A 13,238-nucleotide genomic window follows, 5' to 3' on the forward strand; every position below is an offset into this window, starting at 1 on the left:
GTGAGCTGGTCCAGGAACATGGGCACGCCATGGGCCAGTTGTTCGTTGGTTGCCGCCCGCAGCGGGCGCTGGGCCACCTTCACCTTGCACCGCGCGATCAGCTCGTCGCGGTTGTTGGAAAGAAAGCGGTGCATGGAGACCTCCCTGGTCAGGGCACAAAGCGGTGGGGCGGGGCGCGCCAGCAGCTCGTGCTTCGGAGGCTCGGTGCCACTATAGGCGCTCTGGGCTTGGAAATCGAAGTAACCACGGGAGGCGTGGGCGCAATGCAGATGGCCAGCCCTGTCTCGATCAAGGTGCGAGGTCACTGTCACTGTCACTGTCACTGTCACTGTCACTGTCACTGCGCTGCGGTAGACGTGCATACGCGCAAACCTCTCGCTCGGACGGACTGTTCGGCAGCACGGAAGGTGCCACGGCCCAAGCGCGTTGCCCGCCTGGTATAATCCAGGTTGCCTGAACTTGATTCGGGTGTTGACTGGCCAGTCAAGCCGAATCTCACACCGGCGCGTCGAAGTCACTGCGACGAGAAAAACAACAGGTGGCTTCCGCAAGTGAACATTTGCCGTAACCGTGGACCGCGTGAGAGTTCACGACCAAATCTCAAAGCCCGCCTTGTGCGGGCTTTTTCATGTCCGGTCGTCGCATGCGCCCGGGTACACCAAGTCAAACACGACCCTCCTGCCTTGCCCCTGCGACTCGGATCCACTCCAAGGTCTTCATCGCGGTTGCAGCAGCGAGTCCGCCGGCCAGCCGTTCGCTGCCCGACGTCGGCGTGATCGATTTCACAAAACCGCCAACTTACAAGAAGCCTGTTGCGGAGATGTGCACTGTAGAGCTACGCGTCACTACCATTCGGCGCCGGCAGCCTCTTTGAGGCAGTCGACGCCGGCGTTCGGAGATCGAATGCCCCTCTTGTTCCTGATGAAGCTGCAGCGCCGGCGGCTGCCGCTTCGCGTCGTCAGACCTGAGGAGGTGGCCGTGTGTCGGTGCTCATGGCCACCGGATTGATCGAAGCCGAGATCGAGGCCCTGGATCCGACCGTGCGCCATGCGGCGTCACCCAGCGCCACGGTGCTTCGCATCACGGACGACAGGCTGGCGGACATGCAAAGGGGTGGCCTGCATGCGGGAGCATCTCGATGCATGGGAACCGCTGATTCCGGCTGATGTGACTTAGCGCAGTGACTGCCTCGTCCTTCGTCAAGGCAGGAATTTTCCTACATGGCGGTCCAACGGGCGGTCCATCATCACGCCCTTCGTATTGGACGGAGTTGTAATGCCACACAAAGAATCCGCGTCTTTGGCCTCGCTTCGGCTCTGGAAAGAGCTGGAGAGGCTTGCCCGTTGCGCCGAGGGGAACCGGAACAGGACACTCGTCGCCTACTTCCGCGGCATGTCTCCGGCGCCCGAGGCTGAAGATTACGCGGTGGCAAAGCGTGCCAGAGCCCTGGCCAAACACCAGTTTAGGCAGATGCTCACGGACGTGCCGCGTCGACCGTATCGATCCCCTCGCTGACTGCAAACCCGAATGTCGACCGTCCGTTCCGGCGGCATCGCGCGCACGCGCTCGCCTCGAAGGTTGGGACTCGAGCGACAGCAATTTCTTATGATGCCGACCCCCAATCCGCAGACGACCCGAGCGCTGAAAGTGACCTCCTCTGGGCGACTTGGACGTCGAGTGACGCGATAAACAAGCAGCGCGGTGACATTACAGCGCAAGGCGCAGACGCCTCCTACGCAGCCGCAACACGCGAACTCCCATTGACCACCTTCATTCTCCATGTGGACGCCGAGATGGATGCGCTTGAAGTGGCGGATCTTCTCGATCGAATAGGAGTGGCCGAGCACGACTGCGTGGCATTGCGCATGCACCGGGCAGACAAGACATTTTGGGACTGGTGCGTGAGTGGCACCGGTGAAGAGATGGAAGCTGCGCTCGCGATGCTCGAGGCCGGAGACGGCAAAGTGCACTGACCGATCCCAGTAGCGCTCGCTCGCAGATTCGCTGTTCCGGAACGCCGAGGCAGAAGCGAAAACGTCGAGCGTATTCGCAGCCGTTGAGGGTTGGCGTCAAGCCAATGGGGTTTGGCCCGTTCCTTTCTCGTGAACTCGGGGATCCCACATCTTCGCAAGTTCGGCAAAGCTGGCCTCCTTAATACGCGTCACCGTGACGGCGCGTGGCGCTGCGTAGCGACCCGTGGATGCCAGAGCCTTGATCTCGACCTCGATCAAGCCGGTGGCCGTGAGCACCGAGACGGCCCGGATGTCCTCCGGATCTACCATGCGAAGCGGAAGCTGCACATGCAGCAGCCTCAACAAGAACAAGAGGGGCATTCGATCCGGTGCCAGCGCTTGCTCGGCCGCGTGTCGTCGCCTGACAAGGTCGCGGCGGCCCAAGCCGCCGGCGCGGACCACGTGATCGTGAACACCGACGGCAACTTCGCCCGGGAGGTTCGGCGCCTGACCGATGGCGAAGGTGTGCATGCGGTTTTTGACGGTTCGGACCCAGCACATTCCAGGGTTCGCTCGACGCCCTGCGTCGTTCGGGGACGCTTTGCTGGTACGCGCCGGTGCTGGGCGGTCCCGGTCCCGGTCCCATCGACATTATGAGCTTGCCCAGGAGCATCAAGCTGAGCTATGCAGTCTTCTCCGACCACATCCATACGCCGGAGCAGTTGCGCGTGCACTTAGCGCAGTAGTTCGCGTGGATCGTCGAGGGCAAGCTGAAGGTGCACATTGGTGGTGTCTATCCGCTGGCCAGCACCGCCAAGGCCCACGCGGACATGGCAAGCCGCACAGCCATCGGCAAGCTGCTGCTCATGCCTTGAAGTTGAGGCAAATTTCGGTGGCGGGCCTATGGCTTCGTATGAGCGCCACCCGCTCTCGATTCGATTCCAAGTCAGCTCGCCGCTCATCTGATGCCTTGACTCTCAAGACCACTACCCCCAGGGGGCGAAGCCATGGCCGCCCGGACAGGCTTTCAGCCACCGCCTGCGCACCTTCGTGCCGACTGCAAAGTCCGATGACTTCGGCCTGCTTCAAGGTTTCAGGATACCTTGGGAGACCAGCCCGCCTCGAAGCGCATGAGGCTGATCGACTCTTGGGTGCACTTGTCTGAGGTGGCGCGCTGCTCCTTGTGCCAATCCCAAGGCACCCCTTCAGCCGACAGCACTAGACCTCGTGTTGTATGGGAAACGGCGAGCCATGGGCGCAGAGTGGAGCCATCTACGGAGGGCCCATATATGACTTCAACACGCGCTTCAAGCTACGCAATGACGATATGCATCATGCTTGCACTTCTGCCGACGTCTTCGCATGCTGAGTTCGAGTCGCTGTCCCCGATCGCCATTCGCAATCTTTCGAAGATCAAGAGGCTCGGCCCCTGCGTGTACAACGCGCCTGCACCGGGCTCCATGCGAGGTCACGTCGGTTTCATTCAAGCAGAGATTCATTCGGATGGCGAAAACTGCCAGGCGATGACACTGCAGAAGGCCGTTCAGTTCGACAAGGCAAAACTGCACCGACTGAACGCGGGAAGGATCAATCGGGCCATCCTTGTTTTTGATGAAAAGGAAGGCGCCGACTGCAAGTTTGTTGTGGATCCCGTGCGGCGGACTTGCTGGCAGTCGGGCGGCGGCCGGCCGGAGCACAAACCGGTGGGATGCGTGCTCGTGAAGGTTCCCAGCATCAACTGGGTGGGCGACAACACACAGCGTGGCGAGATGCCGACCCACGAGCGAGCGCCGCAGATCAATCGCATTGGACCCGGTAGGTACGATGTCACCGAGGCCTTCAGGTGGCAGTTCCAAGGGGCACCCTTGGGGACCTCGCCCGGCGTCGGATTTCTTCTTCAGGGGCACATACCCTTTGGACGACTGACCGCCCAAGACAACACAATCTGTGTTTCTGCCGTGTCCAACATTCGCATCGAAGTGGACTACTCGAGGGCCACTGGACAGCCGCCTCGGCTGCGCTAGGACTTCATCCGACAACTGGTGGTTGATCGTCATGGTGCCGCCCGACGAGCAGGTCAACTGCAGCGTGATCCCTTCAGCGCCGCATGACTGAGACTGCTGGCTCACTGGTACCGTCGCTGAAGTCAAAGAGATGCTGAAGGTGCTCGTCGAACTCTTTGGCGCCGGGCCGGCGGCGGCGGTGTGATGCCGTGCCCATCAGCGACGATCCACATCCTTTGGATCGTCGCTCCTAGGGATGCCGATGGGTGGCAGATCTTCATCTTCTCCCACTGCACGCGGGCCGATGCGTTGGTCCGCCACATAGCTCACGAGCAGCGCTCACGCGCCGGCCTGGAACGCGTCGATCCACATGGCGGTGGGCTGATCCGCCGATTCGAGTTCGACCCATTGGCTGGCGTCGTCGCCTTCCTCCATGAGCACCCAATAGAAGTGGCCAGGGTCTGGCTCGTCGACATGGACGGCGTTGCGCCGAAGGTGGCTCATCAGATTCTGCCGGCGAGGTATTCGCGCACAGCGTCAGCGGAGTTTCCAACCGCCTTGACCGCATCGCGCAGCTGGGTCTCGGAGCACTTCAAGGATTCCGTCCAGGAGCGCACCTCGTGCGGCTCTTCGAGCGAGATCAACTTGCGGTCCAGGCCGGTTTTTTTCGTGTCGTCGGTCATGTGTGTCTCCAGGACGGCGCGCGGAAAACCCGTCGCAGAGCCAGGATGACAGGCTGCAGCCGGTAAGCCGTGGCCGTTTGGCGCCTTTTTCTGCCAGCAGCTCTCCTACCCGGTACGCATGCGGACCCAGGCCACAGGCGAGAAGTCGGCGCGCATCCGGCTGATCGCTTCGCTGCCGCGAGGATGTCTTCCGGGTCGAGCGAATGTGAATTTCTCCCATTTTCTTACTCGTCTCTGGATGGATGTCCGACAGGACGGCCGGGGCGTCGGAATATCTTCGAGTTCCCCCGCAAGGGGCGATGCGCGAGCGTCAGCGCTCAGAAGAAAACGCATTGAACGAGATAAGAACCATGCCTCTGCTCTACTTGCTATACCTGCAGACTGCCGCCTTGCCTAAGGTGGTGACCAGACCCGAAGACGTTCAGTACGTGAGCGTGTTGAAGGCGACGGGGCTCATCGAAGCGGACATCGCGCCCGCATCGGACCCTGGCGGTAAGTACCACGTAGCTCGGACCGCCACCGTCACGCGCATCACCGAAGACGGCATGGCTGAAATCAGCAAGCTGCTCGAAGCTCCGCGCCGAAATACAAGGACACTGCAGATCGCTCGGAACATGGCGCGGCGCCCTTCATTGGCCTGAGCGCCGCGGCACATGCCTCGCGCAGGGCACTGGGCGGTTCAACTCGGCTCGGGGGCTGTCGCCGCAGCGTCGGCAGTGCCGACGGCGGCAGATCGTACGATCTATCTCCTGTTGCATGGGCCGATCTGAAAATACTGGAGCAACGCTATGGCGCCTTCGGAGCGTTTTCATCACGGAGAGTGGACGTTCGACCTGTTCGTTTTGCCGGCAGAAGACACCAGCAGCTTCTCGGGCACTGTGGATATTTCCCAGGGTCGCAAACATCGCTGCAAGCTCGTGCTGGCCAAGCCTGCAACGGCGCGAGAGGTGGGGATTGCGGAACTGAGGGCGCAATGTCTCGCATGGGTGGCCGGCCGAATGACGGCGCCCGATTGAGGCGAACATCAGCCCAGGCTGATCAGGAAAGGCTCGGGGTCTGCGACGAACCCGACCTCTTGAGCACGTTCACGGAGCACCTGTGTTCCCTGGCGACGCCACCAGGGCTCGGCACGGTCACTGCGGCGGAATTGCCGCCGGGTCCATCCAAAGAGCTTCCCAGACATGGCCGTCAGGATCGGCCAGGTTGCGGTTGTACATGAACCCCAGATCCTGGATGGGATTGACATCGGCAGTGCCGCCTGCTCTCGCCGCAGCGTCGTTCATCAGGTCGACGGCGTGCTTGCTCTCACAGGTGATCGCGAGCATCACCTCGCTCGAGCCCGGGGCGGGAAGCGGGCGGCTGGTGAAGCTGCGCCATTTCGAATGGTGAGCAGCATCACGCAAATGCTCTCGCTCCACACCATGCAAGCGGCGGTGTCATCGGTGAACTGAGGGGTGTTGTTGAACCCCAGCGCCTCGTAGAAGGCCTTGGATCGGGGCAGATCGGCCACTGGCAGGTTCACGAAAATCGACTTGGTCATGAGCGTCTCCGCAGGTTGGGGCAAGCACCTTTGCTCGCCTGTCCGCACCATACGGAGCGTCACTGCGCCACGCATTGACTTTTGGTAAGCCGTGCGCCGAGCCTATCCCGCCCCGAGCGCGATGGCCTTTCGCAGACGGCTGAGGCTTTCGGGGGTGATGCCCAGCCATGCTGCCACATGATGCTGCTTCAGGCGCTTGTGCAGCTGCGGTTCCCTGCGGATGAAGTCGCGGTAGCGCTGCATCGCGGTGTCGTGGCGGAACGCGATCTCGACGGGTTCTTTCTCGATGATCCAGTGACGCTCCAAGTATTGGATGTAGAACGCCGCGACGTCGGGAAAGCTGCGCACGAGTGCTCTGAACGCAGCGAACTCGTACTCCAGGACAACGCTGTCCTCGATGGCAGTGATCGTGAAGAGGCTGGGCTGGCTGAGCAAGGTCGCGCTGACCGAGGCGGCGATGCGGCCCTCCGCGAAGAAATACTTGATCACCATGTTGCCGTCCGGGCCGACGTGGTGCTGCGAGAACAGCCCCTCGTCAACGAACGCGAATGTGGTCGGTACTTCGCCCGCCACGATGAACGACTCGTCCTTGCGGTAGTGCCGTTGCCGCAGGAGCGGTGCCCAGGCGTGCTGTGCTTCCTCGGAGAGGTCTGCATAAGTGCGGATTTTTTGAAAGAATTTATCGGCGCTCATTCAATCCTGTTCGGGCCAATCGCAGCGTTGGCGCAGTGTGCATCATCGGTCGTGGGCTGAAATGTCGTGGCCCGTGCGCGCAGCAACTTCACCCAACGCCGGATGATGAAGACGTACTCGCCCGTGGCGTCGTAGGCTGCCCGCTGGGTGGGCTCCAGGTCTTCGCGGTTCATCGAGCTGCCTCCGGGGCCGCGGCGCGGCGTGGCTTCCGCCCGAGCAGTATTTCCTTTTCAGGCCGTGGGCAGCCGTGCCGAGGCGGTCGAAAAGCACTTCAAGGACCACAAGCGGTCGCAACGAGATCGGCGCCTTCATCGTCCTGCGGCGCCGGTGGCTTGCGCATGAGGCGGGTACCGACCCCATCCTGAGCACAGCGCCTTGGACGACCGATCACGGTCCAGGCAGGGAAAGCTGGATGCCTGCTGCTCCGGTGCCGGGCTGCCACGGACGCGGTCCCCATCCCTCCAATTTGCAGAAATCGTGGTGACACGTAACAATCGGCTACAAAAAAACAAGCCGATTAATTCGAGGAGAAGCGCCCCGCGAGTGAACGCGCAAGGCGCAGACCACTTCCGTGTTCCCCACCATTCTGGCCCGGGCTTGCGTCCGGGTGGCCATGCCATGAACCGTGCCCACCGCATCGTCGTCAATCGCCGCACCGGCGCCCGCCAGGCCGTTTCCGAAACCGCGAAGGCATCGACCGGGGGGCGTCCGGCGCTCGGCTGCGCCTTGGCCGTAGGTGCCGCGCTGTTCGTCGCGGCCGCACCGCCGGCCCGGGCACAGGCGCAGTTCGTGTGGGTGTCGCCCGTGGTGGGCAGCTGGTTCAACCCTGGCAACTGGGACGTCGGCGCGGTGCCGACGGCGGCCGACAACGTGGTCGTCTTCGGTCCGGGCACGGCGCAGGTCTCGGGCAGCGGGGTCGTCGCACGCGCCAATTTCTTCACCATCACGCAGGCCGACACCGAGGGCTCGGCGTCGGTGACGAACGGCGGCACGCTCACCGTCGCCAGATCGATGTTCGGATTCACGGGCCCGGCGACGATGCTGGTCGACGGCGCCAATTCGGTGTTCAACGCGGGCCGCCTGCTCGTGGGCTTCTCCGCGCCGGGCACGCTGACGGTCTCCAACGGCGGCACGGTCCGCGCGGAAGTGATCGAACTCGGCGCAGACGCCGGTGGCGTGGGCACGCTCAACCTCAACGCCGGCGGCACGCTCGAAACGGGCGGGGACAACGGCCTGGTGCCCGCGAAGCCGGTGGCCAGCGATGCGTTCAACTGGTCGGGCGGCACACTGCGCGTGAGCGGCGCCAACCTGAACACCGGCATCGACGCCACGCTGACCGGCGCGGGCTCCACCCTCGACACCAATGGATTGAGCGCGACGCTCTCGGGCGTGCTCTCGGGCGGCGGCGAGCTCATCAAGACCGGCCCGGGGTCGCTCACGCTCTCGGGTGCCAACACCTACGGCGGCGGCACGCGCCTCTTCCAAGGCGTGCTGGCCCTCGGCCATGCGTCGGCACTCGGAACCGGCGCGCTGTTGATTGCCGATGGGCAACTGCAGGGCACCGCCACGATGAGCGTGGCCAACCCGATCAATCTCGCCGGCGCGGCCACGTTCGCGGCCGGCCCGGGCACGACGCTGCGCCTGACGGGCCAGATCGCTTTCGGCGCCGACCTGAACATCGGCGCGCCGGGCCAGAACGGCACCGTGGAGATCGCGAGCGACAACGGCGGGCTCTTGAACGCCGGCGACCTGCGCGTCAATTACGGCACCTTGCGTTCGGACGGCGACATGCTGGCGCGCATGGTGGAGGTCGCGCCGACCACGATCCTCGCGTCTGGCGCCTCGCTGGACTTCAACGGCGGCCTCGGCTATCCGGTGTCGATCCGCAACCTGCAAGGCAGCGGACGCATCAGCACCGGCACCATCGAAGCCAGTTCGGTGGGCGTGCAGGCTGGCGACTTCGCGGGGTCAATTGAAGGCCGCGGCAATTTCGAGAAGCACGGGTCCGGCACCTTCACGCTGCGCGCGGCCGCCGCCTACGAGGGGGCGACGAGCGTCATGGGGGGCAGCCTGGTGCTCGCGGGCGGCGGCGCGCTGCCCACCGGCAGTGCGCTGCTGGTGAACGGCGGCGCGAGCTTCGATGCCTCGGCCATCAGTGCCGCGGGCATGACCGTCAGCACGCTGTCGGGCGTCGGCACGGTGCAGATGGGCACGAAGTCGCTGACGCTGGCCGGTGCCGCGAACGGCAACTTCAGCGGCAGCATCCACGGCAGCAACGCGCTCTTCAAGACCGGCACGGGAACGCTGACCCTCGCAGGTGCCAACACCTACACCGGCGGCACGTCGGTCTCGGGCGGCACGCTGGCCCTCGCGGGCGCCGGCTCGCTGATCGGCAGCGGCGCGGTCGACGTGGCGAGCGGCGCCACCTTCAGCATTGCCGGGCTCGACGCCGCGGGCACCACCATCGGGTCGCTCGCAGGCGACGGGCGCGTGCTGCTGGGCGCCAAGACGCTGCGGACCGTCGGTGCCGCGAATGCGGTCTTCGGCGGCGTGATCGAAGGCACGGGCGGTCTGCTCAAGCAGGGCAGCGGCACTTTCTATCTCAACGGCGTGAACACCTACACCGGCACGACTGTCGTGCAGGCCGGCCGCCTGTCGGTAGGCGCCACCGCCGCCGACAGCGGTGCGCGCATCGCAGGCGCGGTCGACGTGGCTTCGGGCGCCACGCTCGGCGGCTTCGGCAGCATCGGCGGCGATGTGACGATCGGCGGCGGCGCGCATCTCGCGCCCGGCGACCCCGCAGCGGGCAACGGCATCGGCACGCTGCGCATCGGCGGCAACCTGACGCTGGGCGCGGGCAGCCAGCTCGATTTCGACTTCGGCGCGCCGAGCGGCGTCGCGTCGGTGCCGGGACAGGGTGACAGCGTCTCGGTCGGAGGCCACCTGTCCATCAGCGCTTCCACGCTGAACGTGCGCAATGCGGGCGGCATGGGGCCGGGTCTCTACAACCTCTTCACATGGGGCAGCGGGCTGACGATCGCAGGCGGCGGCTTCGCGCCGCCTGCGGGCAGCAGTGTGCAGATCCTGACGAGCAGCAAGCAGATCAACCTCATCACCGCCGCGGGCTATACGCTGAACTTCTGGAATGGCAACGGGCTGGCGAGCCCGTCGCAACTGGGTGGCGGCGACGGCATCTGGTCGGCCACGCAGCCGAACTGGGCCGACGAAGGCGGCGTGGCGAGCGGACCGCTCCAGCCGCAACCCGGTTTCGCGATCTTCGGTGGCGCGGCCGGCAACGTGGTGGTGAACACCGCCGACGGCGCGGTCGCGGCGAGCGGCATGCAGTTCGCGAGCGATGGCTACCGCGTCTCGGGCGGCAACCTCACGCTGCTGGCCGACGCCGGCCATCCCGCACCGGTGGAGGTGCGCGTGGGCGACGGCAGCGCGGCGAGCGCCAGCTGGACCGCCACCATCGCCAATTCCATCGCAGGCAGCGACGGGCTCGCGAAGACCGGCGCTGGCACACTCGTGCTGGGCGGGGCCAACAGCTACACCGGTGGCACCACGGTGCGCGCGGGCACGCTGCAGGTGGCGGCCGACAACAACCTGGGCGCGGCCGGCGAGGGCCTCACGCTGGACGGCGGCACGCTGCGCGCGACGAGCGGCTTCGCGACCCACCGGGCGGTCACGCTCGGCGCGGGCGGCGGGGGCGTCGAGGTCGATCCGATCCAGGTGCTCGGACTGAACGGCGCGGTCTCGGGCGATGGCGCGCTGGTCAAGACCGGGCGCGGCACATTGGTGCTCGGTTCGGCCAACAGCCATACGGGCGGCACGGCCGTGAACGCGGGCTCGCTCGAAGCGGCCGTGGCGGGCGCGCTCGGCAGCGGGCCGGTATCGGTGGCAGCGAATGCCTCGCTGCTCTTCACCGGCAGCGCCGACGCGAGCGGCGTGACCATCACCGCCGCCGAGCGCGGAGGCACCGGCAATGCGGGCTTCGTGCGCTTCGGCGGCAGCAGCTCGGCGGGCAACGCCCGGCTCGTCATGAACAACGGCGCCACCGCCGAGTTCCGCGACAACGCGAGCGCCGGCAACGCGGTCATCGAGAACCATGGCGGCCTGAGCAATTTCTCGTTCAACGCCACGGCCGGGAAGGCGACCATCACCAACTTCGCCGATGGCCAGATCAACCTGCTGAACAACGCGAGTGCAGGGCAGGCGAACTTCATCAACAGGCGCGGCGGGCTGATCGACGTCTTCGACAACGCCACCGCCGACCAGGCCACGGTGTTCAACGAAGCCGGCGCGCGCCTGCGCATCCGCTCGCTCGCCGTGGACGGCATCTCGATCGGCTCGCTCAGCGGTGCGGGCGAGGTGATCCTCGGTGCCAAGGCGCTGACCACGGGAGGGCTCAACGCCGACACCGAAATCTCTGGCGCGATCTCGGGCACGGGCGGCTCGATCGTCAAGGTCGGCAGCGGCGCGCTCACGCTGTCGGGCGCCAACACCTACACCGGCGGCACCGCGCTGCGCCAGGGCCGGCTGAACGTCGCCCACAACCAGGCGCTGGGCAGCGGTGTGCTGACGATGGACGACGACACGACGCTGGGCTTCGGCGCCGACGGCCTGAACATCGCCAATGCGATCCAGCTCACCGGCAAGAACGACCCGGTCATCGACACCGGCGCCTTCGACGGCACGCTGAGCGGCGGCATCAGCGGCGGCGGCTTCATCACCAAGCAGGGCACGGGCACGCTGACGCTGCTCGGATCCAACAGCTACACCGGCGCAACCCACGTGGCGCAGGGCACGCTGAAGGCCGGCTCGGCCGGCACGCTCAGCGCGAGCTCGGCGCACAGCGTGGCTGCGGGTGCGACGCTCGACCTCGCCGGCTTCAACCAGACGGTCGCCTCGCTCGCCAACAGCGGCACGGTCTCGCTCATGGGCGCCACACCGGGCACGACGCTCACGGTCAATGGCAACTATGCAGGCAACAACGGCGTGCTGAGGCTGGGCACCGCGTTGAACGCAACGGGCCCGTCGGACCGCCTCGTGATCAACGGCGGCACGGCGAGCGGAAAGACGAGCGTGCAGTTCGCCAATCTCGGTGGGCTGGGCGCGCTCACTGGCGGCGACGGCATCGAGGTGATCACCGCGCTGAACGGCGCGACGACCACCGCACAGACCACCAAGGATGCTTTCACGCTCGCGGGCGGCCAGGTGAACGCTGGTGCCTACGAGTACCGCCTTTACGCAGCGGATGCGAGCGGCGCGGGCGAGAACTGGTACCTGCGCTCCAGCATCCCCGGCGCCACGCCGCCGGCCGCGCCTGTCATCACGTACCGCGCCGAAGCCTCCCTGTACGCGGCGCTGCCGAACCAGCTGCGCCAAGGCAATCTCGCGATGCTGGGCGACCTGCGCAAGCGCGTGGGCGATGACGATGTGAAGGGCACCGCCACCACGCCGACCGGCGCGGACCGCCGCGCGTGGGCACGCGTGCTGTCGAGCGACATCGACATCCGGCAGGGCGGTACGGTCTCGCCGACGAGCACGGGCCGATGGACCGGCTTCCAGGCCGGCACCGACCTGCTGACGACGCCGAACTGGCGCGCCGGCCTCTACGTCGGCCAGCTCGATGGCGACGCGAGCGTCAGCGGCTTCGCAAGCGGCGTGAACCACCTGAGAGCCGGCCGCGCCGACTTGCGCAGCCAGTACGTGGGCGTCTACGGCACCTACACTGGCGACAGCGGCTTCTACGCCGATGCCGTGGTGCAGTCGACCCGCCATCGCTACACCGTTCAATCGAGCATCGGCATGGGCGCCGAGGGCAAGGGCAACAGCCTGCTGGGCTCGCTCGAAGTCGGCCAAATCTTTGCTTTGGGCGGGAGCGGCTGGCGCATTGAGCCGCAACTGCAACTGATCCACCAGCGCCTCGACCTGGGCAACTCGACCATCGTGGGCGCCGCCGTGCAACCCGACGCCGACAGCGGCTGGATCGCGCGCGCTGGCGTGCGCGTGAAGGGGCGCATCGACACCGGCCTCGGCACGCTGCAACCATACGGTCGCTTCAACGTCTACAAGGCCTCGAGCGGCACCGACATTGCGCACTTCCTCCATGGCGCGACCAGCACCGGCATCGAGGCGCCGACCGGCGGCACGAGCACGGAACTGGCAGGCGGCTTCACGTTGGCCCTCGGGCAGACGACGAGCCTTTACGGCGAAATCGGAAAGCTCTGGTCTTCGGGTGGGAATGCGAAGGTGAAGAGCTCGATCAACGGGTCGATCGGCGTACGTGTGAAGTGGTAACGAAGGCCCGCGCGAACAACGCTGCGCCAAGGCCGCTTTTTCCGAGGGGGATCACCGTGGGGTG

12 protein-coding genes and 1 pseudogene are annotated in these 13,238 nt (G+C 65.7%); 7 read left to right on the top strand and 6 right to left on the bottom strand.

Annotation, left to right across the window (positions count from 1 at the left end; genetic code table 11):
• Positions 1-980 precede the first annotated feature (980 nt).
• Positions 981-1,166, top strand: coding sequence for a hypothetical protein (locus J2X67_RS26920; RefSeq protein WP_309958030.1), 186 nt, complete (start codon positions 981-983; stop codon positions 1,164-1,166).
• Positions 1,167-1,760: 594 nt separating this feature from the next.
• The gene (locus J2X67_RS26925) at positions 1,761-1,973 is read left to right on the top strand and encodes a hypothetical protein (RefSeq protein ID WP_309958031.1); all 213 of its coding nucleotides are present in this window, start codon (positions 1,761-1,763) and stop codon (positions 1,971-1,973) included.
• Between the two features lie 96 nt (positions 1,974-2,069).
• Here J2X67_RS26925 and J2X67_RS26930 read toward each other — a convergent pair whose 3' ends face one another.
• Entirely contained in the window at positions 2,070-2,483 is a 414-nt protein-coding gene (locus tag J2X67_RS26930; RefSeq protein ID WP_309958032.1) for a hypothetical protein, read from the bottom strand.
• 245 nt (positions 2,484-2,728) lie between these two features.
• On the opposite strand from J2X67_RS26930, the gene J2X67_RS26935 reads away from it, so the two are divergent.
• Both J2X67_RS26935 and J2X67_RS26940 read left to right on the top strand, forming a co-directional pair.
• Entirely contained in the window at positions 2,729-2,827 is a 99-nt protein-coding gene (locus J2X67_RS26935; RefSeq protein WP_309958033.1) for a hypothetical protein, read from the top strand.
• Positions 2,828-3,241: 414 nt separating this feature from the next.
• A complete protein-coding gene (locus tag J2X67_RS26940) occupies positions 3,242-3,976 on the top strand; it encodes a hypothetical protein (protein WP_309958035.1) in 735 nt (244 codons plus the stop codon).
• A 318-nt stretch (positions 3,977-4,294) separates the two neighbouring features.
• On the opposite strand, the gene J2X67_RS26945 is transcribed toward J2X67_RS26940, so the two are convergent.
• Together J2X67_RS26945 and J2X67_RS26950 are read right to left on the bottom strand one after the other, a co-directional pair.
• Positions 4,295-4,459, bottom strand: coding sequence for a hypothetical protein (locus tag J2X67_RS26945; RefSeq protein WP_309958036.1), 165 nt, complete (start codon positions 4,457-4,459; stop codon positions 4,295-4,297).
• On the bottom strand, positions 4,459-4,638 hold the full coding sequence (locus J2X67_RS26950) for a DUF3606 domain-containing protein (protein WP_309958037.1): 180 nt from the start codon (positions 4,636-4,638) through the stop codon (positions 4,459-4,461). The genes J2X67_RS26945 and J2X67_RS26950 overlap by 1 nt, the downstream gene beginning before the upstream one ends.
• 350 nt (positions 4,639-4,988) lie before the next feature.
• On the opposite strand from J2X67_RS26950, the gene J2X67_RS26955 reads away from it, so the two are divergent.
• Positions 4,989-5,279 carry a hypothetical protein gene (locus J2X67_RS26955; RefSeq protein WP_309958038.1) on the top strand — a complete coding sequence of 97 codons (291 nt, stop codon included), beginning with the start codon at positions 4,989-4,991 and terminating at the stop codon, positions 5,277-5,279.
• A gap of 147 nt (positions 5,280-5,426) precedes the next feature.
• Positions 5,427-5,654 carry a hypothetical protein gene (locus J2X67_RS26960; protein WP_309958039.1) on the top strand — a complete coding sequence of 76 codons (228 nt, stop codon included), beginning with the start codon at positions 5,427-5,429 and terminating at the stop codon, positions 5,652-5,654.
• 117 nt (positions 5,655-5,771) lie between these two features.
• On the opposite strand, the pseudogene J2X67_RS26965 reads toward J2X67_RS26960, so the two are convergent.
• The 3 genes and pseudogenes from J2X67_RS26965 to J2X67_RS26975 form a co-directional block, all read right to left on the bottom strand.
• Positions 5,772-6,178, bottom strand: a pseudogene (locus tag J2X67_RS26965) (VOC family protein).
• A 102-nt stretch (positions 6,179-6,280) separates the two neighbouring features.
• On the bottom strand, positions 6,281-6,871 hold the full coding sequence (locus tag J2X67_RS26970; protein WP_309958041.1) for a Crp/Fnr family transcriptional regulator: 591 nt from the start codon (positions 6,869-6,871) through the stop codon (positions 6,281-6,283).
• Entirely contained in the window at positions 6,868-7,044 is a 177-nt protein-coding gene (locus J2X67_RS26975) for a hypothetical protein (protein ID WP_309958042.1), read from the bottom strand. The genes J2X67_RS26970 and J2X67_RS26975 overlap by 4 nt, the downstream gene beginning before the upstream one ends.
• A gap of 445 nt (positions 7,045-7,489) precedes the next feature.
• Between J2X67_RS26975 and J2X67_RS26980 the strand changes: the two genes are divergently transcribed.
• The gene (locus J2X67_RS26980; RefSeq protein ID WP_309958043.1) at positions 7,490-13,174 is read left to right on the top strand and encodes an autotransporter outer membrane beta-barrel domain-containing protein; all 5,685 of its coding nucleotides are present in this window, start codon (positions 7,490-7,492) and stop codon (positions 13,172-13,174) included.
• The last annotated feature ends 64 nt before the right edge of the window (positions 13,175-13,238 follow it).

It is taken from the genome of Variovorax sp. 3319, from assembly GCF_031456585.1.
Classification (GTDB): Bacteria; Pseudomonadota; Gammaproteobacteria; order Burkholderiales; family Burkholderiaceae_C; genus Variovorax; species Variovorax paradoxus_P.